The 21,817-nt window shown below is 45.4% G+C and carries 26 protein-coding genes and 1 tRNA gene; 14 read left to right on the top strand and 13 right to left on the bottom strand.

Annotated features, from left to right (window positions below; translation table 11 throughout):
• Positions 1 to 1,020 precede the first annotated feature (1,020 nt).
• The 14 genes from AXF23_RS02245 (at position 1,021) to AXF23_RS02175 (ending at position 10,884) form a co-directional block, all read left to right on the top strand.
• Entirely contained in the window at positions 1,021 to 1,515 is a 495-nt protein-coding gene (locus tag AXF23_RS02245) for a hypothetical protein (protein ID WP_199222148.1), read from the top strand.
• A gap of 168 nt (positions 1,516 to 1,683) precedes the next feature.
• Entirely contained in the window at positions 1,684 to 2,292 is a 609-nt protein-coding gene (gene recR / locus AXF23_RS02240; protein WP_107624159.1) for a recombination mediator RecR, read from the top strand.
• Between the two features lie 8 nt (positions 2,293 to 2,300).
• Positions 2,301 to 2,753 (top strand): hypothetical protein, encoded by a 453-nt coding sequence (locus tag AXF23_RS02235; protein WP_107624158.1) that lies wholly within the window; start codon positions 2,301 to 2,303, stop codon positions 2,751 to 2,753.
• Positions 2,754 to 3,956 carry a glycosyltransferase family 2 protein gene (locus AXF23_RS02230; protein WP_107624157.1) on the top strand — a complete coding sequence of 401 codons (1,203 nt, stop codon included), beginning with the start codon at positions 2,754 to 2,756 and terminating at the stop codon, positions 3,954 to 3,956.
• 3 nt (positions 3,957 to 3,959) lie between these two features.
• The gene (locus tag AXF23_RS02225) at positions 3,960 to 4,478 is read left to right on the top strand and encodes a GNAT family N-acetyltransferase (protein WP_042855784.1); all 519 of its coding nucleotides are present in this window, start codon (positions 3,960 to 3,962) and stop codon (positions 4,476 to 4,478) included.
• Between the two features lie 351 nt (positions 4,479 to 4,829).
• A tRNA-Asp gene (locus AXF23_RS02220) sits at positions 4,830 to 4,903 on the top strand.
• Between the two features lie 356 nt (positions 4,904 to 5,259).
• Complete coding sequence (locus AXF23_RS02215; protein ID WP_107624156.1) at positions 5,260 to 6,492, top strand: site-specific integrase; 1,233 nt, start codon at positions 5,260 to 5,262, stop codon at positions 6,490 to 6,492.
• A 25-nt stretch (positions 6,493 to 6,517) separates the two neighbouring features.
• Entirely contained in the window at positions 6,518 to 6,985 is a 468-nt protein-coding gene (locus AXF23_RS02210) for a DUF1896 domain-containing protein (RefSeq protein ID WP_107624155.1), read from the top strand.
• Positions 6,986 to 7,125: 140 nt separating this feature from the next.
• The gene (locus AXF23_RS02205; RefSeq protein WP_233251219.1) at positions 7,126 to 7,545 is read left to right on the top strand and encodes a hypothetical protein; all 420 of its coding nucleotides are present in this window, start codon (positions 7,126 to 7,128) and stop codon (positions 7,543 to 7,545) included.
• A 677-nt stretch (positions 7,546 to 8,222) separates the two neighbouring features.
• Positions 8,223 to 8,654 (top strand): hypothetical protein, encoded by a 432-nt coding sequence (locus AXF23_RS02195; RefSeq protein WP_107624153.1) that lies wholly within the window; start codon positions 8,223 to 8,225, stop codon positions 8,652 to 8,654.
• 22 nt (positions 8,655 to 8,676) lie between these two features.
• On the top strand, positions 8,677 to 9,096 hold the full coding sequence (locus AXF23_RS02190) for a PcfK-like family protein (RefSeq protein ID WP_006948376.1): 420 nt from the start codon (positions 8,677 to 8,679) through the stop codon (positions 9,094 to 9,096).
• A gap of 4 nt (positions 9,097 to 9,100) precedes the next feature.
• Positions 9,101 to 10,375, top strand: a complete 1,275-nt coding sequence (locus AXF23_RS02185) for a PcfJ domain-containing protein (RefSeq protein WP_107625766.1) — start codon at positions 9,101 to 9,103, stop codon at positions 10,373 to 10,375.
• Positions 10,376 to 10,402: 27 nt separating this feature from the next.
• Entirely contained in the window at positions 10,403 to 10,657 is a 255-nt protein-coding gene (locus AXF23_RS02180; RefSeq protein ID WP_006948374.1) for a hypothetical protein, read from the top strand.
• 8 nt (positions 10,658 to 10,665) lie between these two features.
• Positions 10,666 to 10,884, top strand: a complete 219-nt coding sequence (locus AXF23_RS02175; protein ID WP_006948373.1) for a hypothetical protein — start codon at positions 10,666 to 10,668, stop codon at positions 10,882 to 10,884.
• Positions 10,885 to 11,018: 134 nt separating this feature from the next.
• Here AXF23_RS02175 and AXF23_RS02170 read toward each other — a convergent pair whose 3' ends face one another.
• From AXF23_RS02170 to AXF23_RS02110, 13 genes are all read right to left on the bottom strand, one after another.
• Complete coding sequence (locus AXF23_RS02170; RefSeq protein ID WP_233251218.1) at positions 11,019 to 11,930, bottom strand: bacteriophage abortive infection AbiH family protein; 912 nt, start codon at positions 11,928 to 11,930, stop codon at positions 11,019 to 11,021.
• Positions 11,931 to 12,036: 106 nt separating this feature from the next.
• A complete protein-coding gene (locus tag AXF23_RS02165) occupies positions 12,037 to 12,543 on the bottom strand; it encodes a glycoside hydrolase family protein (protein WP_107624152.1) in 507 nt (168 codons plus the stop codon).
• Positions 12,544 to 12,554: 11 nt separating this feature from the next.
• Complete coding sequence (locus AXF23_RS02160; protein WP_107624151.1) at positions 12,555 to 13,013, bottom strand: DUF3872 domain-containing protein; 459 nt, start codon at positions 13,011 to 13,013, stop codon at positions 12,555 to 12,557.
• Between the two features lie 12 nt (positions 13,014 to 13,025).
• A complete protein-coding gene (locus AXF23_RS02155) occupies positions 13,026 to 13,616 on the bottom strand; it encodes a conjugal transfer protein TraO (protein ID WP_107624150.1) in 591 nt (196 codons plus the stop codon).
• On the bottom strand, positions 13,610 to 14,560 hold the full coding sequence (traN, locus tag AXF23_RS02150; RefSeq protein WP_107624149.1) for a conjugative transposon protein TraN: 951 nt from the start codon (positions 14,558 to 14,560) through the stop codon (positions 13,610 to 13,612). The genes AXF23_RS02155 and traN overlap by 7 nt, the downstream gene beginning before the upstream one ends.
• Positions 14,561 to 14,609: 49 nt before the next feature.
• A complete protein-coding gene (gene traM, locus AXF23_RS02145) occupies positions 14,610 to 15,881 on the bottom strand; it encodes a conjugative transposon protein TraM (RefSeq protein ID WP_107624148.1) in 1,272 nt (423 codons plus the stop codon).
• On the bottom strand, positions 15,874 to 16,176 hold the full coding sequence (locus AXF23_RS02140; protein WP_004353772.1) for a hypothetical protein: 303 nt from the start codon (positions 16,174 to 16,176) through the stop codon (positions 15,874 to 15,876). Before AXF23_RS02140 ends, traM begins: the two co-directional genes overlap by 8 nt.
• A gap of 4 nt (positions 16,177 to 16,180) precedes the next feature.
• Positions 16,181 to 16,804: a conjugative transposon protein TraK gene (traK, locus tag AXF23_RS02135; RefSeq protein ID WP_107624147.1), complete on the bottom strand. Its 624-nt coding sequence runs from the start codon at positions 16,802 to 16,804 to the stop codon at positions 16,181 to 16,183.
• A gap of 45 nt (positions 16,805 to 16,849) precedes the next feature.
• The gene (gene traJ / locus AXF23_RS02130; RefSeq protein WP_107624146.1) at positions 16,850 to 17,887 is read right to left on the bottom strand and encodes a conjugative transposon protein TraJ; all 1,038 of its coding nucleotides are present in this window, start codon (positions 17,885 to 17,887) and stop codon (positions 16,850 to 16,852) included.
• A 51-nt stretch (positions 17,888 to 17,938) separates the two neighbouring features.
• Positions 17,939 to 18,568: a DUF4141 domain-containing protein gene (locus AXF23_RS02125; RefSeq protein WP_004353763.1), complete on the bottom strand. Its 630-nt coding sequence runs from the start codon at positions 18,566 to 18,568 to the stop codon at positions 17,939 to 17,941.
• A gap of 27 nt (positions 18,569 to 18,595) precedes the next feature.
• Positions 18,596 to 21,109 carry a TraG family conjugative transposon ATPase gene (locus AXF23_RS02120; protein WP_107624145.1) on the bottom strand — a complete coding sequence of 838 codons (2,514 nt, stop codon included), beginning with the start codon at positions 21,107 to 21,109 and terminating at the stop codon, positions 18,596 to 18,598.
• Positions 21,106 to 21,441, bottom strand: coding sequence for a DUF4133 domain-containing protein (locus AXF23_RS02115; protein ID WP_006046155.1), 336 nt, complete (start codon positions 21,439 to 21,441; stop codon positions 21,106 to 21,108). The genes AXF23_RS02120 and AXF23_RS02115 overlap by 4 nt, the downstream gene beginning before the upstream one ends.
• A gap of 4 nt (positions 21,442 to 21,445) precedes the next feature.
• Complete coding sequence (locus AXF23_RS02110; RefSeq protein WP_004342556.1) at positions 21,446 to 21,745, bottom strand: DUF4134 domain-containing protein; 300 nt, start codon at positions 21,743 to 21,745, stop codon at positions 21,446 to 21,448.
• Between the last annotated feature and the right edge of the window lie 72 nt (positions 21,746 to 21,817).

Genomic DNA, 21,817 nt, shown 5'->3' with positions numbered 1-21,817 from the left:
TCGGTATCTACGATAGCTGAAACGCTCTGTGTTCTCTGTATGCCGAAGGCCTTCTGTGGGCTCGAAACGTGCGCCAAAAGGCTCAGTGAACTCTGTGCGCTCTGTGAGAGAAAGAAATACCCTTTGTGAGAGAAGGAACTTTCCAGCGACTCTCATGGGTCTTATCTCAACCAGAGGGTGCGTTCTATTTCTCACAGAAAAACACAGAAGAACAGAACACACAAAGGTTCACAGAGACATCAAGTCAACCGATATCACAGAACGTTACAGCTAATCTTAGTTGAAAGGCCTCTGTGAATTCTGTATGCCGGAGGCCTTCTGTGAGTTCGAAACGTTGGTGGAAAAGTTCTGTTAAATCTGTGAGTTCTGTGAGAGAAAAACTCCCCAGCAAGTTTCGCAAATGTTCTTTTTCTCACAGATAACACAGATGAACAGAACACACAGCATTCCACAGAGACATCAAGTCAACCGATTTCACAGAACCTTACAGCCAACGTTAGCTAATCATCAACACCTAACAACCATCACCCAACACCCACCAAGGCTAATCATCAGCACCCACCACCCATCACCCAACACCCTTCTTTAGCAGTAACGTTCTGTGAAATCTGTATGCCGGAGGCGTTCTGTGAGATCAAAACTGTGCGCAAAAAGATTCTGTTAAATCTGTGAGTTCTGTGAGAGAAAAAGACATCCTCCGTATGAGAACAAGATATCCTCCGTGTGAGAAAAACTTTCCCACGACCCTTGTCAGCAGCACAGTAGGGGTAACCTCACATATCACGCCCCTCCCTGCGGGGGAGGGGAAGGGGGAGGGGCCAGCTGGGGATGGTGTTGTGCCCAGCTGGGGTTGGACCATTGCCCGCTATCTTTTGCCCTCCACCCCCACCTTATTTTATAAAGAATGTCAATTATTTCCTTTATCCAAATATTATCCTTACCTTTGTCTAAGAATGTTGACAGAAGCGTAATAGAATTATTTGTCAATCTTAAAGTATAACTTATATTCATATTAAAGGAATGATAAAAAGATGTATGCTGCTCGTTGCAGCAATGATGGTAAGCCTTTGTGCGTCTGCACAGTTCCAAGAGGGGAAGGGCTATTTGGGTGCTTCTCTGACAGGACTCGACTTGCATTATAATGGTCAGGACGGTATTAACTTAGGCGTACAGGCTAAGGCTGGTTATTTCCCATGGGACAATGTGATGGTACTGGCTAATGTCGATGCGGTGCATAATGGCTCAGAGGCTGTTGCCGACCATATCAGTGTGGGTGTTGGTGGACGCTATTACATCACACAGAACGGCCTCTACTTGGGTGCTGGTGTGAAACTGCTCCATGCCAACCACAGTTATAACGACCTCATGCCAGGCATTGAGTTGGGTTATGCCTTCTTCGTTAATCGTTCGGTGACGATAGAGCCTGCTCTCTACTTCGACCAGTCGTTTAAGGATCATGACTATTCAACGATTGGTTTGAAGATAGGTTTGGGTATCTATCTCTTTGACGATTAAGCAGATAGGCAAGCCTGTAAGATGAATAGCCATCAGTCGGCAGGGGATAGGCTGAGCGTGTATCCTTTGTCGACCGATGGTTGATACGACTATTAGAAACCAGCGGAACGGATTGCCACGGTAGTCTCTTCCCTTCGTCTCTCTGGTCAGAGAGAATCGTTCAAAAGCATGCAACAGTATCCTTCCCAACTCTTAGAACGGGCCGTAGAGGCCTTCTCACAGTTGCCAGGTGTGGGGCGTAAGACCGCTCTACGCCTTGTTTTGCATTTGCTCCGACAGTCGGCTGCCGATGTGGATGGCTTTGCCGATGCCGTAGTAAGGGTCAGACATGACGTGAAATATTGCAAGGTATGCCATAATCTCTCCGATGATGATGTCTGCGGAATATGCTCCGATCCACGTCGCGACGGCTCGGTGGTCTGCGTAGTCGAGAATGTGCAAGACGTCATGGCGATAGAGAATACCCAGCAGTTCCACGGCCTCTATCACGTCTTAGGCGGTATTATCTCACCGATGGACGGCATTGGTCCGAACGACTTAGAGATAGACTCGCTTGTAGAACGCGTCAAGGGCGGCACAGTGAAGGAGGTTATCCTTGCCTTAGCCAGTACGATGGAGGGCGACACGACCAACTTCTATATCTCACGCAAGCTGCGAGGGACGGGTGTGAAACTATCGGTTATCGCACGCGGCATCTCTGTTGGCGACGAACTTGAATATACTGACGAGGTGACCTTAGGGCGTAGTATCCTAAACCGCACCCCGCTTGAATCTTAAACAAACCTATGGATAAAACAAGAAAAATACTCCTTTCGGAGTTTTATGGTGCGTGTATTATCACGCTGATAATCATTGGAGTGTACGAACTTCGGCTCGTCCTCCCAGGCAACTGGGCCGACATAGAGAGCGCAAAGATGGTCGGTCTGCAATTCCTGATGCAACTCTTGACCCTTGCCGCTATCCCTCTTGCCCTCTTCCTCTTCAAGATAGGCTACGTGCAGACGCTTTTGCAGTCGGATGAGAGCCATGTCAGTCGTAAGCTCCTTGTGTGGGGTAGCGTCCGTCTGATGCTACTCTGTCTGCCAATGATAGCCAACATCTTCTTTTATTATGCCTTTGGTGATGCCGTGAGTTTCTTCTATCTCGCTGTGATATTGGCGTTAAGTCTCTTCTTCGTCTATCCCAGCAAGAAGCGATGCGAGCATGAATGTTCCTTAGACAACCCTGAGCACGAGTAAATGAAACTGAGTGTTATCATCGTAAACTATAACGTCAAATACTATCTCGAGCAGTGTTTAGAGAGTCTGCAGCGTGCTTTAGAGGGCATAGAGGCCGAGGTGTTTGTGGTCGACAACCATTCGAGTGATGGTTCGATAGCCTATCTTCGTCCCCGCTTCCCTACTGTGCGCTTCATTGCCAGTGCTCATAACTTAGGTTTTGCAGGGGGTAACAACATCGCAATCAGGCAGAGTCAGGGTGAGTATATACTCCTCTTAAACCCCGACACCGTTGTGGGCGAGGATGTTATCCGTGCGTCGCTCGACTTTATGGACAGCCATCCAAAGGCAGGCGGGCATGGTGTTGAGATGCTTAACGATAGTGGTAGCCGAGCCTTAGAAAGCCGTCGTGGCCTACCATCGCCGATGGTCTCGTTCTATAAGATGGTCGGTCTGTGTAAGCATTTCCCACAGAGTCGTCGCTTTGCACATTATTATATGGGGGGGCTCTCATGGGAGGTTGCAGGACAGATAGAGGTCGTCAGCGGTGCTTACTGCTTCCTTCGCAAGTCGGCCTTAGACCAGATAGGCCTCTTAGACGAGGACTTCTTTATGTATGGCGAGGATGTCGACCTCAGTTATCGACTGCTCAAAGGCGGCTACGAGAACTGGTATCTGCCCGTGCGCATCCTCCACTACAAGGGAGAGAGCACCCAGAAGTCGAGCTTCCGATATGTCCACGTCTTCTATGATGCCATGCTCATCTTCTTCCGCAAGCATTATGGCGGTATGAACGCACTGTGGCGACTGCCCATCAAGGGGGCTATCTATCTGAAAGCCTTTGCCTCGCTGATGCGTACCACAGCCCATGCCGTGAGAAAGAAATTGGGCTTCCGCACCGCAAAGAGCCGCACTTACCCTCGTTATATCTTTGTGGGAAGTGAGGAGATGACGCTTGCCTGCCAACAACTCGCAGCCGATAACGCCTTGACAGCAGAGTATCACATAGCCGAACAGGACGAATTGATGAAGATTCATGACGAAATACTCCAACAGATAGGACGACAGAGTAAACCCTACTGTGTGGCCTACGACACCAGTCGCTTTCGTTATCAAGACATCTTAAACGCCTTCGCACGCCAGCCCATCAGCAATGTACACATCGGATTCTACCATCCAAAAGACAATAGAGTCATTACGATGACTGAGATAATAGGAGGTTAAGACATGGAAAAAAAACGACATGTGAGGGTAAGACTTAGGGCGATGGAGCCAGAAGACCTCGATATGCTTTATCACATAGAGAACGACCGTAGCCTCTGGAACGTCAGTGCCACGAATGTTCCTTACAGTCGCTACGCATTGCATAACTATATTGCTGATGCGAAGAACGATATCTATATCGACGGACAGGTGCGATTGATTATCGAGAACGAACAGCAGGAGACGGTGGGAGTGATAGACCTTGTAGACTTCGATCCGAAGCATCAACGGGCGGAGATGGGTATCATCATCATGAAAGCCTTTCGTCGACAGGGCTACGCACAGGCTGCTATTGAGATGCTGACAGACTACAGTCGTAACATGCTCCACCTTAAACAAATCTATGCAGTGGTCGATGTTGATAACGAGGTGTCCCACCACTGCCTCCTTTCAATTGGTTTTACAGAGGGCGCAATACTGAAGGAGTGGATCTTCTGCGATGGTCGTTATAAGGATGCAAGGGTAATGCAACTGTTCATCTAAAGCCTCTTGTCTGCGCTTGAGGACTTTTATCAGCCTCCTGTCCAAAGGTGTTTTAGATAGGAGACTATCTGAGTGTGGATATTCTTTAGGACTTGTGACGAGAGCACAGGAGTGTTTTACCTTATTATATATAGGACGTTGATAGTGCTTGAGGATATTTATGCGTCTACAATCAAAGTGTTTTACAGATAAGAGACTATCGGGAAGTGGATATTCCGCGATGGTTGTCATGCGTGCAGAGGGGTAATGTAACTTTTTATATAAAAAGCGTTGATTAATTTTGGTGGTATAGATTTTTATTATTACCTTTGCACTCGCAAAACAGAAAAAGGGTTTTTACGCCTTCATTTGGGTGCGTTAGTTCAGTTGGTTAGAATGCCTGCCTGTCACGCAGGAGGTCACGAGTTCGAGTCTCGTACGCACCGCTTTAAGTACTCTGAAAATAGCATCAGAGATTTCTAAAGAAAATCGTAAGTATCATAACTTCAAGGAGTTATGATACTTTTGTTTTGTATCACTTCCTCTTTTCGGAGTATGTGTAGATACACAAAAATATCCCAAAATACTCCACAACGGCTACAATTCAGCTACAGAAATTCTTGAATTTCAAAAATTGTAGCCAAGAGTGGCTACAGAGTACATCAAGAGTACGTAAGAATTGCTCATCATTTGAAAATTATGTTGAACTTTGCAGCATGGTTGTGGATACAAATGGCTACACAACTTTTTAGTTTTGGCTACACAAAATCCATACTATGGCTACAATTAAAAACAAGTATTTATGAAGTCAATTTTTAAGTCAACATTCTATCTTAGAAGTAATTATGTGAACAAAGAAGGGAAGAATCCAGTGATGTTGAGAATCTATCTCAATAATGAGCGTCTCTCGATTGGATCAACGGGAATCTCTGTTTTGAAGTCTCTTTGGGATATTGACAAAGAACGTCTCAAAGGTCGAACAACTGAAGTCCTGAGGACGAATTTGCAACTCGATAATATCAGTAATGGGTTGCTTAATATCTTCCGACGTTTGGAGTTTTCAGATGATTTGTGTTTGGAACGAATCAAAGAAGAGTTTTTAGGAAAGAAAGGGGACATAGATACGTTTATGGCTCTTTTCGAGAAGCATAATGAAGACTTCCGAAAGCAAGTAGGAGTTTCTGTATCTGCTACTACTTTGCGAAAGTATGAATTATGCAAGCGTCACTTTGCAGAGTTTCTGAAGCAGAAATATGGTCGGACAGATATAAAGTTGTGTGAATTAAATTATACAGTCATCTATGATTTTGACCTTTATCTTCAAACAGTTGCCGGACAATGTCGTAACACAGCAACAAAGACAATGAAGATTTTTAAGACAATTACCATTTTAGGTCGGAAATTGGGTGTGCTGCACCATGATCCGTTTGCTAATTACCATTTTCACTTGGAGCTTGTCGACAGAGGATTTCTCACTGATGAAGAAATTCTCAAAATTGTGAATAAAAAACTTACGATACCTCGTTTATCTCTTGTCCGTGATATATTCATTTTCTCATGTTTCACAGGGCTATCATACATAGATGTTGCCAATCTCACACCAGAACATTTAGTTAGTATGGACGATAAACAGTGGATTATGACGAAGAGACAGAAGACGAATGTAGAATCTAATATTCTTCTTCTTGATATTCCAAAGCAGATTATAGCTAAATATAACAATAATACTTATCGTGAAGGAAAACTGTTTCCTGTACTAAGTAATCAAAAAATGAATGCTTATCTAAAAGAAATAGCTGATATTTGCGGTATTGTCAAAAATCTTACTTTCCATATGGCTCGCCATACATTTGCGACCATGTCGCTCAGCAAGGGCGTTCCTATGGAAAGTGTGTCGAAGATGTTGGGACATACCAACATTAAAACGACACAAATTTATGCCCGTATTACCAATAAGAAAATAGAACACGATATGGAACAGTTGGCTGGCAAGTTAGACAAGTTCAATGTTGCCATGGGCATCAACTCAAAATAATGTACAATCCTAAACTAAGAAGATTATGACAACAACAAAGAAAGAGCTTTCCTACTTCCGTTTGAAGTTGGAAGCGTATCTCGGAGAGCATTTTTCAGAGAGAGTGAATGAAAATACGTTTATAACTGCTCGCGCAGACGAGGCATTGACAACTTACTGCGATGCTATAGCACAAGGTTTTTCTCATCCCGAGGCGGAGACGATGGCAAGCGAAGTATTATATCAAGGTTTGCACTTTTCCAAGTATGACACGCTTGTGTCTGTCTTAGAGAATGAGTTCGAGAAAGAACTCCCTTCTCCTCTTCCTGAAAGACTAACACCAATGCTTCTAAAGAATAAGGCTGTGCAAAGCGTTTTCGATAAGTATGAACTGACGGACGACTTTGGGGCGAGTCCAGAGTATGAGAAACTCTACACCGAACTGACAGGGACAATCGTTCTGCTTATAGAGGTTAATGGCCTGCCAACCGTCGATAGTGAGAACATGACTTGATGTAGCACCATCGGGAGCTTTTGTAGTGTCAAGAGCCAAGATAAACGCTCCGCTCCACACGCCAAGAGTTTGTACAAACACTTGTCTTTGTGTAGCCTGCGCATCTTGTTATTGCTCTTGAAACTATTAAAAGCTCCGATATGAATACAATCATCATGAATCAAGACGCTCTTAAAAGTGCGATTTCTCGCCGAGACAATAGAAGCGAGCTTCCATTGTCCTCACGGCTTGACGAAATCGTTCACACACCTGCCTTCGTCAAGGCAGACGCATCGAACAAAAGCGATAATATCAAGCAGCAGCCGACTTCTCCCAAGCAAGTCCGCCGCTTCTCTTGGACACGCTTTATCGAACTCGCAATCCTACTTTCCATCGTTATCGGTGTCATTTGGCTTATCTCGAAGATGGTAACGCCGCAAGTCGTAACTGTCGTGTCAGTCATTGCAGGTTTTCTGATACTACGCTTTATAGTCAGGGTAATTCTAAAAGTGACATTTACGCTGCTGAGCATTCTCTTCTGGCTGGCAATTCTCTGTGCTATTCTGCTATGCGTGCTTTGAGAAGCACGCATAGCCGTTATTAAAACTTAAAAATTCATTATAGCTCAGTATTTCACATGTAATTATTATCTTTGTATTTCCTAAGTAGCCCTATTAGCTGCTAACTGCAATAGGTAAAACTACTTTGGTTAAATAAAATGATTAAAATTTTGAATAGACATCTTCGTTCTTTTTAGAACTGTTAGAACGAGGCTCTGTCTCAAAATCACCAAACAGTCCAGTGCTGCAACGGAAAGCCTGTGCATGTTCGTGCATATACACGTTTTCGCTTTGGTAAGTGGGAATTCGTAAGAGAATATTGTAGAAGTTTACCAAAAAGGTAAAGTCCTAGTCCATTATTGACCAGTAATGAGCGTTTTTTATGGGTGGTTATCTCGCATTTCGAGATAGCCACCTTTTCTATTTTCCACTATGAGCGTTGCACTTTTGCTTCTTTTCCAATGCTCCACAATATGCGAAATAAAGAAGACGGATGCTGTTCCCTTTTTATCCGCAAAGGTAGTACGGGGTTTGTGGCTTTCAAAAGGTCTGTGCCGCTTGGTTTGTCTGGAAAATCTCCACACCTACGGGTTGTATTTTCCGCCAAAACCTTGTGTAAGCCTGCCCCGCTACCTCTATTTTGCTACAAAAAGGAATCAGCATACTCCGATCTTTGGACGCATAAAAAAAATGTCGCTATGGATAAGCAAAAAGTAAATACAACATCTTCGATGAACAGAAAAGGATATAGCTCCTCCTCTCATTACCGCATTAACCCTACGGCTGAAAAGAGTGAGCAAGTGTTGGCAATTAAGTTTGTACAATGGGACGTTCCCCCTTTGGAGAGCCTTTGTAGCAGTAAAGTATATCTCCTGCGTGTGAAACTCAATTGTGGCGAGTGTATGAGCCGTGAAGAAAAGAATTGGTTATGCGAAGCGGTAAACTCAAACACCTATTTCCGCACAGCCGTTCCCCTACAAGGCTATCGCTTTGACTTCTTTGACGTACTGAAGAAAAATCTTGTCAATCAGTACGGACAATGGACAGAGTATTACGCACCCGACAGAACAAGCCTAAGAGCCTACCTATATGGGCGCATCAATCAAATAGTAGAAATTCCCAAGTATTAACAACATCAAAACATATACGACAATGAAAGGAACAGAACATTTCACACGGACAATAGCCGAGTATCTCAATCAGCGTGCTATGACAGACCCCTTGTTTGCCCCTAACTTGATGAAACCGAACAAGAATATCGAGGAGTGCATCACCTACATTCTTAATGAAGTGCAGAAAAGCGGTTGCAACGGCTTTGATGATGATGAAATCTTCTCTATGGCTGTTCATTACTACGATGAGGACGATATAGAGGTGGGTAAGGCTGTTTCTTGCCAAGTTGCCGTTAATCACATTGTAGAACTCACAGAGGAAGAAAAAGCCGAAGCAAGGCAGGAAGCCATTAAGCAATATCAGCGTGAGGAACTTGCCAAGTTACAGAGCCGTAACGCACGAGTGAAAAAGACCGAGAACATAGCAACCCAAGTACAACCATCACTATTTGATTTTTAAGCCTATGAAACCGAGAAACAAATATGAAAAGGCAGTTTTGGAACAAAGCAAGTATCTTCGCCCGATAACAAAGCAACAAAGTAAGTGGGCATTCCGTGAGTGTATTGACCACTTCGCCTACCGCTTGCCAAAAGGTCGCACCACTTGTATGGATTGTGGGCATAGTTGGATAATGAACAAACATAGAGAAACTTGCACTTGCCCTCATTGCAGGGCAAAGTTGCAGGTCAAGGAAACCTATGAGCGCAAGTTGCAGCAGAAGCATTATTTCACCCTACTTACCACTTGTGGAGAGTTTCAAGTATTGCGCATGTTCCTACTTGTTGTGGGAATAGAGAAAGGCTGTAAGGCACAATATCATGCACTTGAAATCGGTCAGTATTGGTGGAACACAAAAGGACAGCAAGCCATTGTTGCCATTCCACGCACATTGGGCAGATATGTTGATACCTTTTCTTACTATACCCCTATGGCTATCCGTAACGACAATGAAGCCTACCGATATGCAGCCTATTCGCAGATATATCCTAAATTCAAGGTTACAGACACACTCCGCAGGAATGGTTTCAAGGATAATTTTTACGACATTGCCCCGACAACACTCATTCCTGCATTGCTTTCTGACAGCAGAGTGGAAACATTGATAAAAATAGGACGAATGGAGCATTTACGCTATTTCCTCAACAACAAATCGACATTTGACGCTTGTTGGCAGTCCTACAAAGTTGCCACTCGCAACGGCTATGAGATAGAGGATATTTCTCTATGGTGTGACTATGTGGATATGCTCCGCAGATTGAATAAAGACATACACAACCCGAAGTATGTTTGCCCCACCGACCTGCATAGGGAACACGACCTAAGACAAAGCGAACTCCGCAGACAAAGGGAAAAGGAAGAAAAGGCGGCGAAACGCAAAAAGGCAATGGAGGAAGAGAAGCGTTTCCACGAACTCAAATCCAAGTTCTTTGGTATCTGTTTCACAGACGGCACAATCCAAGTCCACGTATTAGAGAGCGTGCAAGAACATTTGGAAGAAGGTGTATCAATGCACCATTGCGTGTTCGACAATGCTTACTATCTCAAAGAAAACTCGCTTATCCTTTCGGCAACCATTGAGGGCAGACGGATAGAAACGATTGAGGTCAATCTGGACACGCTCAAAGTGGTGCAAAGTCGTGGAGTGTGCAACAAGAATACGGAGTATCACGAACAGATAGTGAACCTTGTTAATGCTAATCGAGAACTAATAAGCCAAAGAATGAAAGCAACTGCATGAAGTATGAACCATTAAAATATCAGAGATATGAAAACAGAGATAGAAAACATCATCTATAACTACACGGACGAGATACCGCACATTCTCATCAGGGTTATCAATGCAATAACCCTATCCGACAATGAGGAAGAGTTAAGGACGGCAATAGGCAAAATAGCCGAAGAAACGGAACTTGACAAGTTTTTCGCCTATGGTTATGGCGCACATCACTTTTGGCTCAAACACCGCAAATTATCCAATGGAGAGCCAAAGGAGTACAGATTATTAAAGGTTGAATTTTAAGATTAGGAATGATGAAGAAACAGAGATTTTTAGTTTACACGGAATATGTTTTTGACGGCGTATTCGATGTGGTTGCCGAGAGCAAGGAGGAAGCACGGCAGAAAGTCCTGCAAAATTGTGGATTGGTTATGGGTGGAAGCATTCACAGCACCCTGCCCGATGATGAGATAAACTGGGCATTTGACAGACACCCCAACAAGCGAATAGACAGAATAACGAAGGTGTAGAAACAGTGTCTTGAATAAGACCAAGAGCCACGCAAACCGAAAATTTGCGTGGCTTCTTTTCTTTGTCTTTGAACGAGTAGGCGACCAAAGCAAAGAAGCAAAAGAAAGTCGCAAGAATTGCATTATAGGTTTAATTACAGAGTAAACGTTTGACAATTTGAAGCATCAAGTTTTAACTTCGAGATAAAGTCTTTTACTCTCGAAATTTCTTTGTCACGCTCTTGTGGATTATTATAATAAATGGAAAAGAACCACTGAACATCTGGTGTGACATGTTTAGCTATCTCTACAAAATAATCTAAATCAATATCAGATAAAGAGTGTCCGTAAATGACGATTTTATCTATATTGGTTAAACTGCTCCAGTACTTAGCATTGTCGCTAATTATTTCAGAAATATTTTTCTGCTGCTCATTTACAACTTCAGCAATATTATCGTATGCCTCATATTCATAAATCATTGGATCTTCTGAAAGGAAATCATTTCCATTAAGGTTGTTTATATGCCCAACAACTAATCTTTGATTACAGTTTCGCCTTCCATGTATATAATTGATTTGTGCCTTTGGAATTCTGTAAAGGGTCTCCAATGTTTCGGTATAGTTGAAAGATAGAAACATGCCATTTCTGTCAAAATGTGGCAAGACTACAGGCTGAGCATCTATATCTATTTGATTAACCCACTCTTCAAATATACCATGGAAAGCCTCGAACATCATTTCTAGGTGATATTTGGGGGCGTCCTCCATTTGAGCTTGAAACCGCATTTCATGGTCTTCCTCCAATTCAATATCTTCTGTCGATTCATCGAATGCGTTCTGAAAATCAATATTTCCTAAAGCATATTCAAGGTCACACCATAGTTCTAGTTCTCCATTTTTTTTATTCTTCGTGGGATAACACGTTTCTAACTGCCCTAACCAATACCCATCTGAGCCAGAATGTTCCCATGCATATTCTCTAAAATCACTATACAAAGAAGCTATGCCATGATGAATGTCAAAGCCATTGCCAATTATATGAAGTGTAGCCATCGCATTTCTCATTAATTAAAATTTCTACAAAGTTACTTATTAATAGTGACAAATACGAAAAACGGGAATAAAACTCACTCGCAAGTTGATTAAACAAACAGGAAGATTGATTGGAAAATCAAGGAATAAAGAATAGGGTAAACTCCACCTGTCTGCGCTTGACCAATCCTTTCAAAACTTTTCCCTTGTATTTGCAGAACGAAACATACTCACGATAGATATTTCTGTCTCCTGCCTCAATCTTTTGTAATAATCGGCTCTTGGGATGCTTACCATAATCAAGCAATCTCCCCACACCCACGTTATAGGCAAGTAGGCTGAGCAGCAGGGCATCCTTACCATAGCCTTTAAAGTGTTCAAAGCATTTCCATAAGTCGGCACGGAGCAATGAGTCTGCTTGCCGTTCCGTCATATCTGCCGTGTAGTGCTCTCCCCGTTGCAGCTGATGCCCATATCCAACATACGGATAATTCTTCCAGCTGTGCAGTCCCTCAAAATATTTCACAACAACTACCGCACGTTCAAAAGGTGGCAAGTCTGCCAACCGCACCCTGCGCTGGGCAAGGGTCGGCTGACTGAACAGGCAGAATACACAAAGTAAAATGAAAGAATTTATCGTTCGCATCAATTAGGTTCTTAGTGGCGAGAAGATGCAGGCTTATCCCTGCCCTCTTCTCGCTCGTTGTTAAAACTAAAGGTCAGCTGCTGAACCTTACCGAAACTATCCTCCACGTATACATCAATCGTCTGGCGGTCAGATGAGAGCGAGGTGTAGTATAGGCGAAACACATCCTTTGTTAGTGGATAGCGGTCGTTCGGCTTGAAGACTGTGCCATTATCATTTCTTAGCAAGCCTTTGCCGTCAGACTGGAAATAACGTATCGTATAGCGAGTGTCAGCAAACTCACCACCTCGTTTGAGTGTACAACGTATCTCAGCTGTCTGTCCCCTTATGATGTCCTTCTGAACCGGCATTGTCTCCACCGTAAACGGATAAGACTGCTGAACATCCAATTCCCTATCACAAGCAGATAGGCAAAACACGGCAAGGGTCAGCACACCCATTACCCAAATCGTATTCAATATCTTCTTCATCTTTTCTTCTACTTAAAAGTTAAACCTTAGTCCTGCTGAAACAGCCGGACGGAAACAATGCACGTCCGAGCCAAAGAGGAAACGTCCCTGCGCCTTTACAAGAAAGAGAACTCTGTCTGTTAGAAACACTTCCACCGAGCCATGCACGGCACCGCCATAGACAAAGCGGGAACGGTCGAGCAGTGTCGCCCCATCGGGCAGCAGCTTCTTGTCCTCATTCAGTTGCTCGTAGCCACCCAAAGCGGATATGCCGCCATAAAGAAACACGTTCTTACCTCTGTCGGAGAGAATAGGGTGCATATAACCCACCTGCAAGAGAGCATCTTTGAGTTTTATGTTATAATCTCGGTACGGCATATTCTGCTGTTCATACTCTGCCATAACAAAGGTATAGTTCTCACACCCCAGATATCGGGTGAGTGATGCTCCCATGCCGAAATTGTCAGCAGCAAGGAACTTTTCGCCCTTGATAAGCGGAACACTCCCCACGACCTCTATTCCCCTTTGCTTGGGTATCAGTCGCTGTGCCTGCGATGGCAGACTGAAAGTCATAGCCACCGCAACGCATACTGTCAGAATGATATTGTTCTTCTTCATTACCATTTCAGTTTGAGGTTATCAATCTTCTTTGCTATCTGCAGGTCTTCTGCCGTTACATAAAAGGTCAGTGTACGACCGCCATTTCTTTCATAGAGTGTCACTTCAAGCTGCTTGTCTTCTGCAAGAGAAAACTGCTCGAGCACAAAGACAGTGTGTTCACTACCCATGCCACGCACCTGCATCACCTGATGATAGGCACGAAGTGGCTGTAACAGTTGCTCCTGTATAGCGGTACGCTTTGCCATCTTCTTATCAACCACCTTAAATGTGATAAAATCCACCGAGTAAGGCATATTCGTGCCGTTTTCCATATGAGTGTGGAAATACAGCAAGCCATTATGGGCGTACAAACCACGGAGCAGGAACTTCATACCAAACTGCTGTGCACCGATATGTTTGATGGTACGCTTGTCGTTCTGATAGATAGTATGCATCATCAGCTTTACTAATACGGGCGACTCGTTGCCGAGTTCCTTGAAGTAAATGTCAGAGCGATTGCTTGGCAGCCTGCCTTCCGTCGTGGAGAGAAAGTCTTTCATCTCGATACTTAACTTCTCTGGCTCATCAGCATACTTTACGTTGAAAGCATAGAAAGAGCCGTCCTCACAGATGACACTCATATTGGTTTCCGTCTCAAAGTCCTTCACCGAAGCCTTTACACGTAGTACGTTCTCGGCATCCTCCGCCTTCCCCGCGATGATGTTCTGTGAACCTAAGTCTACATATCGGATGGCAGAAGGGAAGATAAGATGCACGGTCTTGTCAAAGGTAACGTCAAGACCATAAGGCAGTACGACACGCCCTGTTGGTATGGCACGGCTCATACCTTGAAAAAGCTCTCCCGAAGTAAGCGGACGGCTCGGTGTCAAACCATCATTGTTTTCCTGTGCTGTGGCTGTTGCTCCCACCATGGCTAGCATAGCCATTGATAAAATAATTTTCTTCATTGTTCCTTTTTTATTTGATGTTATTTTTTACTTATCATTTTCGATTGTTTTATTTGGACTGAACCAAGAAAAGGCGGTAGCCACCCTTAAGCGTTACCTTGACGGTGCGAAGTTTCTTCTGAAGCAGCTGACTTGCACCCTGCATCACCCCACGGGCAGCCTCGGAGATAATCTGGTCTTTGGCAGAGGAAGCGAAGGTAAAGGATGTGCCCATTGAACCGCCGATGTTCGCCCCAACTTCCTTAAGTGCATTGATGTCCTCCGAACCTGGTATATACACGCCCTCCTGCCCATCTGTGTCGTATGCCGAGAGTTTGACGGCTATGATATGCCCGTCCACCTCAATGCTTTTGATAAGCAGGTGCATACGGTTACCCTCAATCTTGGCAACGGCTATGAGTCGGCTCTGCCGTGGAATGTGCAGTCCCTGTACCTTGGCAGTTTCCAGCAGACGAAGCACGACATTGTCACCCTCCTTAAGAACTGTAGTCCTGTCCACTACTACTTTCAGCGTATTGCGCATCGTAGGTACAGCCGTGCTTGCGAACGAATGGAAGCCCAAGTTGCGTGCTTTCGTGCCATACTCCTTGATGAAGTCAGCGTCGCTCATCGGCTGCCCCAGTGAGGACACTACCTGTTTGCGTTCCACCAAGATTTCCATTGCAGGCAAGTCGGCCGAACCTCCGCTTATATTACTGCCCATACCCTGACCTTTGTTCGTTGCCGTTTGCCCTTTACCCTCGGTAAAGTCATTACCCAAAGATGGTGCAGCTGCAGAAGTCTTGGGAAGATACCTCGCTGCCATCTGATAGCTCTTTTCCATCAAGGCAAGCTGTCGTTTCTCCTCATTGTCCTCCCTGCTGTCTTTGGCAGAGAGTTCCTTTTTAAGGTTATCTATCTCTGAGCGCAGGGCTTCACGCTCCTGCTCGTGTGGGTCGGGAGCGTAAAAAGAGTTTAAGAGCCGGTTGTTCTCCTCATAGCGATGCATGGAGTTTTCTATCTTTGCCGTAGAAGCAGCTGTCTCTGCACGCTGCTCCTCTGATGGAGCAGTGTTCTGTGCAAAATAGTCCGACAGCCTGCCCATCTCCTCGCGGGTCTGTTCTTCCTCGTGTGCCTTGTCGCCTAATTCATAGGCTTTGAGCTTGTTTTCGGTGAGCTTTTCCGTCGTTGCCTGTGGGATGCTGTCATTGAGCCCCTGCTCCGCTGCAGTCTTATCCTTGCCCGAAGGGGCGAAGATAAACCACATTGAGAGGGCAAACAGCAGTCCTAATCCTCCGAAGACCAAGCCTTTCTTCATTTGTTCTTTCTGTTTATTATCCATTTTCTTTGATTGTTTGATGATGTTGTAGATAAAAATTACCGTGTAACTCTTGTAAAGTACTGTCCGTCCGTATCGGACTGTCCGTCAGCTTTCCCGTGGGGATGGGTAGTTTCTCCTTCTTTGGAGGAAGGAAAAACTGCGCTATCATCCAAAGCGAGCAGAGCAGATAGATGAAGCTCAATCCATAGACGATTTCCTTTCTCTGCCTTATCGTGAGCCGTTCACACCGATGGCGGAGCCATAGGTGAAAGCGCAGATAGTGACGTGAGAGTAAAAAGTTCCTTTTCCTTGCCATAGCCTTATCGTTTATAGGTCTGTATATCCCTGTTTTCCTTCACAAGGAAGTTCTCCATAAGAAAACCTTGTGGGTTATTGTCCGAACGGACAGAGTTCTGCAGCGTGCAGGTCGTAACAAGAGTACGCTCTGTGACGTTGCTCTGACGGACGATAAACTCCCGTGCATAGGTTGTTACCGCATAAGGGTAAGTATTAAAGTTGCAGTGGATAGAGTCCACCTCTATGCGCTGATTGACATTGCCCGATATGGCACGGTTATAATAACCCTTCTCTGCCAAGTCTTTGTAATAGTTGAAAGCCGACTTGTCACACAGCACAAAGGCACGCTCCATATTCTTCTCAATGGCATCCTTATCGGGTGCGATGGTGAAGAACAGCTCATGGAAACGACGTACATGCTCCCTTGCCTCTACGGGACGATTTCGGCTTGCATCCTGACTGAGGGCAAGCATGAGCGACTTTCCCTGGTCAAGCACATAGATTTTCTCCCTCTGCTCCTTTGCGAAGCTGTATGAGGCATAGACGGCATAACCGCTTACTACCACACATACGATGGCAAAGACAAAGGCATAGAGTCTTATTTGTCTGAATGAGGTCTCGATATTACCAAGTGATTTGAATTCCATTTTTCTTTTATATCTGTTGATTAATTAAGCATTATTGTTCGATTTCTATTTTCCTTTGAGCAGTGCACCCTTGATACGTCCACCGACATTTCCCACAGCAGCACCCGCGCCAGCCATAGCAGCCTTGCCACCGGTATATGCGCCTTGCGCACCATGCTGTGCTGTTTGGTTGACATTACGACCGTATGAGCCGATACCGCCTCCAGCTTCGATAATCCAGCCTGCCACGGTAGGTACACAGAAGTAGCCTACAATACCGATGAGGAAGAAGACGATGTAATACCATGTCCCCGAATCAGGCAGGTAGTTAGGGTCACTGAGTGCTTCGATATCCTTCTGTACCATCAGCACCTGTATTTTTGTAAGCAGTGCCGTAAGAATAGAGCTAACAGGCAGCCACAGGTAGACAGAGATATAGCGTGAGAACCATGCCGTAAGTGAGCCAGCAAGACCATCCCATACAGCAATGCCGAAGACTATCGGACCGAGAATGGCAAGAACGATGAGTATGAAGGTGCGTAGTGTGTCGATGATAAGCCCTGCAGCATGGAACAGAAGTTCTAAGAGGTCGTGTACCATCTTCATAATCCATTGCTTGGTCTGATAGGCTGCACGCTCGGCATACATACCCGCTATCGTCACAGCATCTTCAGGTCCGATGATACCCATTTCCTCTATCTTCTCATCAAACTTCTCGTTGGAGACAAGGTAGGCTGTCTCAGGATTTCTAAGGTAGGCTTCCTCTTGCAACTTGTCTCGCTTGGCAGTAAGCTCGGCAAGGTTCCCCTCCTGCTGGTGTACCATCATCTCCGCTCCCTGCACTACGGGCGAGAGAACGGCATTCATCGTACCCAGTACGACTGTCGGGAAGAACATGATACAAAAGCCTAAGACAAAAGGTCGGAGAAGCGGAAAGACGTCTATCGCCTCGGCACGGGCAATGGAAGCCCATACCCGAAGAGCAATATAAAAGAGTGCACCCAAGCCCGCAATGCCCTTGGCAATGCCTGTCATCTGGGCACAGAGTGGCATCATCTCGTCATAGGTTGAGCGTAGCAGCTCATGTAAACTGGCAAAATCCATAAGCAAAAGTGTTTTATGAAAGTTCTTTCAAGTTCTTTTTTGTCTGTGGATTTACCAATACCTGCTTGCCGTATTACCATAGAGCGCCTTAACAGAGGCAAGGTTGTTCTTCTCCCTTGCACGCACGTAGCTCACGGATATGTTTTTCCTTGTGTAGTAGGATACAAGCGAGCGGTTTTCCCTCAGCGTGGTATAAATACGGTCGATGGCCTGCATTCGTTCATGGTCGTTCATCGAGAAAACATTACTCTTGACAATAGACTTTAGTTCCTTGAGACTCTCACCGCTCTGCTCCAGAAGCTTGGCATAGCCCGAAGCCATCGCCGCGAGTTCTGAAGGACGGAAGTTCTTGTCCGAAAGCATCTTCTTATACGAGGTGACGTAAATCTCTGAGATGTCGCCCACCATCAGGATGCACTCCTTGACCTTGTAGGCATCGCCGATGAGGTTGTTCACCTTCTTCAGGGCATCGTAATACTTCTTGGTGTCGTTGTAGAGTTTCTCCACCTCCTTAAAACCGTCAAGGGTGTTTTTCACTGTCTTCGAAGCTGTTGCTATCTCCTTAACCGAATTAACGATGTTGCCGGCAAAATTGCCAGGGTCGGTTACTACCCACTGTGCGTGGGCTTTGGGAACAGAAAGGCTCAATCCTAAGAGAGCCATGAAAATGTACTTTTTCATTGTTACTATAGTTTTGATGGTTTGTACTTATTTCTTTTTATTGTTTCTTTTCTCTATGGCAAGCTGACGGATAGCCGTTTCGATATCTCCACCAAGCTGTGCTGCCCTGTTCATCACCTCCACCTTCTCGGTTTCCTCCGTGGTGTAGGTCAGGTATTCCTCCATGCTCACTTCCGTGGCATAGACGGCACTCTGCATACCGCCCAGACCTATCCACACCTCCTTGTAGAGTCGGTTGGGGTCGTTGTTCTGGTTGATGGAGAGAATCTGGCTCTTTTCCTTTTCCGAAAGACCGAGCATCGCCTGTATACCGTCGAACTTGGTCATGTACTTGCGCTGGTCGAGCAGTATCTTGCAGTCAGAGTTGTTGATGATACTTTCCTTGACTATGGGCGACTGAATGATGTCGTCCACTTCCTGCGTTACGACAATGGCTTCCCCGAAATATTTTCTCACCGTCTTATAAAGATACTTGATGTAATCTGCCATGTTTGCCGAAGCAATGGCTTTCCATGCTTCCTCAATGAGTATCATCTTGCGGATACCCTTTAATCGGCGCATCTTGTTGATGAAGGCCTCCATGATGATAATCGTTACCACAGGAAAGAGGTCCTTGTTATCCTTCACCTGGTCAATTTCAAAGACGATGAAGCGTTTAGAAAGCAGGTCGATGTTCTTGTCCGAGTTCAGTAGGAAATCATATCGACCACCACGATAGTATTGCTTCAATGTCGTTAAGAGGTTGTTGATATTAAAGTCCGAGAGCGTTACCTTGATGTCTCGCTTTTCCATATCCTTTCGGTACACATCCCGCAGATACTCATAGAAGGTATTAAAACAGGGTGTAACGCTGTGGTCAGCACATATCAGCTCGATATAGGAGTTTACGGCTGAACCAAGTTCACCTGCCTCGGTCTTAGTGATATGCTCATCAGCACTTTTCCAGAGCGTGAGCAGCAACGTACAGATACTCTCCCTTTTCTCTACATCGAAGAAGTAATCATCCGTATAGAAAGGGTTGAAGGAAATCGGACTTTCATTGGTATAGGTGAAATACACGCCGTCCTCGCCCTTGGTCTTGCGGTGGATAAGTTCACACAAGCCTTGATATGAGTTACCCGTATCGACCAAGAGGACGTGCGCCCCCTGCTCGTAATACTGGCGTACCATGTGGTTGGTAAAGAAAGACTTACCACTACCCGAAGGACCCAAGATGAACTTGTTACGGTTGGTGATGACTCCCTTTTTCATCGGCAAATCCGATATGTCCAGATGAACAGGTTTTCCTGAAAGGCGGTCAGCCATCTTGATACCGAAGGGAGAGAGCGAATCCTTGTAGTTCGTCTCTGCCGTAAAGAAGCAGAGGGCAGGCTCGATGAAAGTATAGAATGACTCTTCTGCGGGAAAGTCTGCCGCATTGCCAGGAATACCCGCCCAGTAGAGCGTTGCCGCATCAATGGTATTGTGACGAGGGTGGCATTCCATAAGAGCAAGTGCCGAACCCACGTCATTCTTGATCTGGCGAAGTTCTTCCTTATCGCTGCTCCATGCCAACACGTTGAAGTGGGCACGGATAGATGTCAGCCCCTGTGAGTGAGCGATATTGAGATACTCCTGTATCCATTCCTCGTTGATTTGGTTACTACGGCTGTAGCGTGCCAGCGAGTGCATATTCCTTGCCTGCTTCTCAAAACGTTCAAGATTGGCGTCGCTGTCCTCTATGAAGAGGTACTGGTTATAAATATGGTTACAGGGTAGCATCAACCCTACGGGTGAGGCAAAGGAAAGACGGCAGTCACTTCTGTCGGTGGACAGTCGCTCATATCGGCTGTCCGTGCTGACTGTTGTAGGCAGGTCGTCCGTATCGGAAAGTGTATGCAGACAAAGCATATTGTCGCCCACACGCACAAGGTCAGCACCCAAGCGAATATCCTCCAACGAGGCGTGTCCTTCTTCCGAGAGGGAGAAATAACGGTCCAAGAAACCGCCTTTTTCCTTTGTACCAATCAATTCTTCTTCTGTCATACGGACAATTCTTAGCTGCTCGGTATCGTTGATGATTCGCTCGAACTGGTCTACAGCTTCCATGAACTTCATCACCTCATCCTTGTTGGTGATTTCCTTAGGCAGCAGGTGTCCACGGCAGAGCGAAGAGAAATTGCTTTGCTGCGCCATACGCTGCTTGTTGGTCTTGGTAAGGAAGAGATAGACCGAGTGGTGGAGATACGGACGCTCGTTGAAGTGCCGTTCAGAGGAACGGGCAAGGAAACTCAGGCTGCCATCGGAGAGCTTTCCTTGATAGTCCTCCTTGATAAACCAGTCCTGCTTGTGTACGATACTGTAATTGGGTAGCACTTTTATAGCCTTATGCCAGGCAGAGTGCATTGCTTCGTATTCTGTAGAAGTGACGGTAAAGAGTTCGGGTAGCTCCACACGGAAAGCCACCGTGATGTCAGCATCCTTGCTCACCATGCAGCCCTGCTCGATGGAGAGCAGCGGGAACTTTGATTCCAAGGTGGTTATCTTGCTTTTATTTCTCATTTCTTCGCTTTTTTTGGTTGAAGGTTACGGATAAGGTGGCAGACCGTACGGCGGTTCACAAGGTAGCGTGGGTGCATACGCACTGCTCCTTTTTTCATCAGCCCGTATTGCCCGTACTTTCTATTCATGGTGAACGTTTGCCATACCACAAGGCTGGCACCCACTACACCTATGACAAGACAGGTAATTTGGCTGACTCCACAGAGATAGAGAATGACCACAAGAATAAAGACTGCCAGCAAGCCTCCTGCAAAGAGGAAGAGGTACTGCGCCTTCAAGCCCTTGAACTCCACCGTCCGGCCTACACCTTTGTTGATTTCAAATGCTGCCATCGCCTTACAGGAAGAAACTTCTCAGGATAGTGGCAGCCACAATGAGAAAGATACACGCACCGAACCAAGAGGCTGCGGTCTTGCTCGTATCGGGGTCACCACTTGAGAACTTGTTATAGACTTTAATACCTCCAATCAACCCCACTACCGCCCCTACGGCATAAATGAGTTTCGTGCCGGGATCGAAGTAGGAGGTTACCATTTTCGTTGCTTCATTGATTCCGGCAATGCCATTGCCTTGTGCGTATGCTCCTATGGTGGCAGTCATCAGCAGGAGCATCATCAGTGTAATTTTTTTGTTCATTTGTATGTTATAATTTTAAGTGTGATAAAATTGCTTGTTCTTAAAAGGAAGGGGAAAGAGAGGCACATTTTC

Source organism: Prevotella sp. oral taxon 313, assembly GCF_003043935.1.
Taxonomy (GTDB): domain Bacteria; phylum Bacteroidota; class Bacteroidia; order Bacteroidales; family Bacteroidaceae; genus Prevotella; species Prevotella jejuni.
This window is presented reverse-complemented; position numbering and strand designations above follow the sequence as displayed.

What these genes read in the sequence shown, in the direction of transcription:
- AXF23_RS02245 (WP_199222148.1), top strand. Translation starts at nt 1,021, where the DNA reads ATGATAAAAAGATGTATGCTGCTCGTTGCAGCAATGATGGTAAGCCTT.
- recR (WP_107624159.1), top strand. Translation starts at nt 1,684, where the DNA reads ATGCAACAGTATCCTTCCCAACTCTTAGAACGGGCCGTAGAGGCCTTC.
- AXF23_RS02235 (WP_107624158.1), top strand. Translation starts at nt 2,301, where the DNA reads ATGGATAAAACAAGAAAAATACTCCTTTCGGAGTTTTATGGTGCGTGT.
- AXF23_RS02230 (WP_107624157.1), top strand. Translation starts at nt 2,754, where the DNA reads ATGAAACTGAGTGTTATCATCGTAAACTATAACGTCAAATACTATCTC.
- AXF23_RS02225 (WP_042855784.1), top strand. Translation starts at nt 3,960, where the DNA reads ATGGAAAAAAAACGACATGTGAGGGTAAGACTTAGGGCGATGGAGCCA.
- AXF23_RS02215 (WP_107624156.1), top strand. Translation starts at nt 5,260, where the DNA reads ATGAAGTCAATTTTTAAGTCAACATTCTATCTTAGAAGTAATTATGTG.
- AXF23_RS02210 (WP_107624155.1), top strand. Translation starts at nt 6,518, where the DNA reads ATGACAACAACAAAGAAAGAGCTTTCCTACTTCCGTTTGAAGTTGGAA.
- AXF23_RS02205 (WP_233251219.1), top strand. Translation starts at nt 7,126, where the DNA reads ATGAATACAATCATCATGAATCAAGACGCTCTTAAAAGTGCGATTTCT.
- AXF23_RS02195 (WP_107624153.1), top strand. Translation starts at nt 8,223, where the DNA reads ATGGATAAGCAAAAAGTAAATACAACATCTTCGATGAACAGAAAAGGA.
- AXF23_RS02190 (WP_006948376.1), top strand. Translation starts at nt 8,677, where the DNA reads ATGAAAGGAACAGAACATTTCACACGGACAATAGCCGAGTATCTCAAT.
- AXF23_RS02185 (WP_107625766.1), top strand. Translation starts at nt 9,101, where the DNA reads ATGAAACCGAGAAACAAATATGAAAAGGCAGTTTTGGAACAAAGCAAG.
- AXF23_RS02180 (WP_006948374.1), top strand. Translation starts at nt 10,403, where the DNA reads ATGAAAACAGAGATAGAAAACATCATCTATAACTACACGGACGAGATA.
- AXF23_RS02175 (WP_006948373.1), top strand. Translation starts at nt 10,666, where the DNA reads ATGATGAAGAAACAGAGATTTTTAGTTTACACGGAATATGTTTTTGAC.
- AXF23_RS02170 (WP_233251218.1), bottom strand. Translation starts at nt 11,930, where the DNA reads ATGAGAAATGCGATGGCTACACTTCATATAATTGGCAATGGCTTTGAC.
- AXF23_RS02165 (WP_107624152.1), bottom strand. Translation starts at nt 12,543, where the DNA reads ATGCGAACGATAAATTCTTTCATTTTACTTTGTGTATTCTGCCTGTTC.
- AXF23_RS02160 (WP_107624151.1), bottom strand. Translation starts at nt 13,013, where the DNA reads ATGAAGAAGATATTGAATACGATTTGGGTAATGGGTGTGCTGACCCTT.
- AXF23_RS02155 (WP_107624150.1), bottom strand. Translation starts at nt 13,616, where the DNA reads ATGGTAATGAAGAAGAACAATATCATTCTGACAGTATGCGTTGCGGTG.
- traN (WP_107624149.1), bottom strand. Translation starts at nt 14,560, where the DNA reads ATGAAGAAAATTATTTTATCAATGGCTATGCTAGCCATGGTGGGAGCA.
- traM (WP_107624148.1), bottom strand. Translation starts at nt 15,881, where the DNA reads ATGGATAATAAACAGAAAGAACAAATGAAGAAAGGCTTGGTCTTCGGA.
- AXF23_RS02140 (WP_004353772.1), bottom strand. Translation starts at nt 16,176, where the DNA reads ATGGCAAGGAAAAGGAACTTTTTACTCTCACGTCACTATCTGCGCTTT.
- traK (WP_107624147.1), bottom strand. Translation starts at nt 16,804, where the DNA reads ATGGAATTCAAATCACTTGGTAATATCGAGACCTCATTCAGACAAATA.
- traJ (WP_107624146.1), bottom strand. Translation starts at nt 17,887, where the DNA reads ATGGATTTTGCCAGTTTACATGAGCTGCTACGCTCAACCTATGACGAG.
- AXF23_RS02125 (WP_004353763.1), bottom strand. Translation starts at nt 18,568, where the DNA reads ATGAAAAAGTACATTTTCATGGCTCTCTTAGGATTGAGCCTTTCTGTT.
- AXF23_RS02120 (WP_107624145.1), bottom strand. Translation starts at nt 21,109, where the DNA reads ATGAGAAATAAAAGCAAGATAACCACCTTGGAATCAAAGTTCCCGCTG.
- AXF23_RS02115 (WP_006046155.1), bottom strand. Translation starts at nt 21,441, where the DNA reads ATGGCAGCATTTGAAATCAACAAAGGTGTAGGCCGGACGGTGGAGTTC.
- AXF23_RS02110 (WP_004342556.1), bottom strand. Translation starts at nt 21,745, where the DNA reads ATGAACAAAAAAATTACACTGATGATGCTCCTGCTGATGACTGCCACC.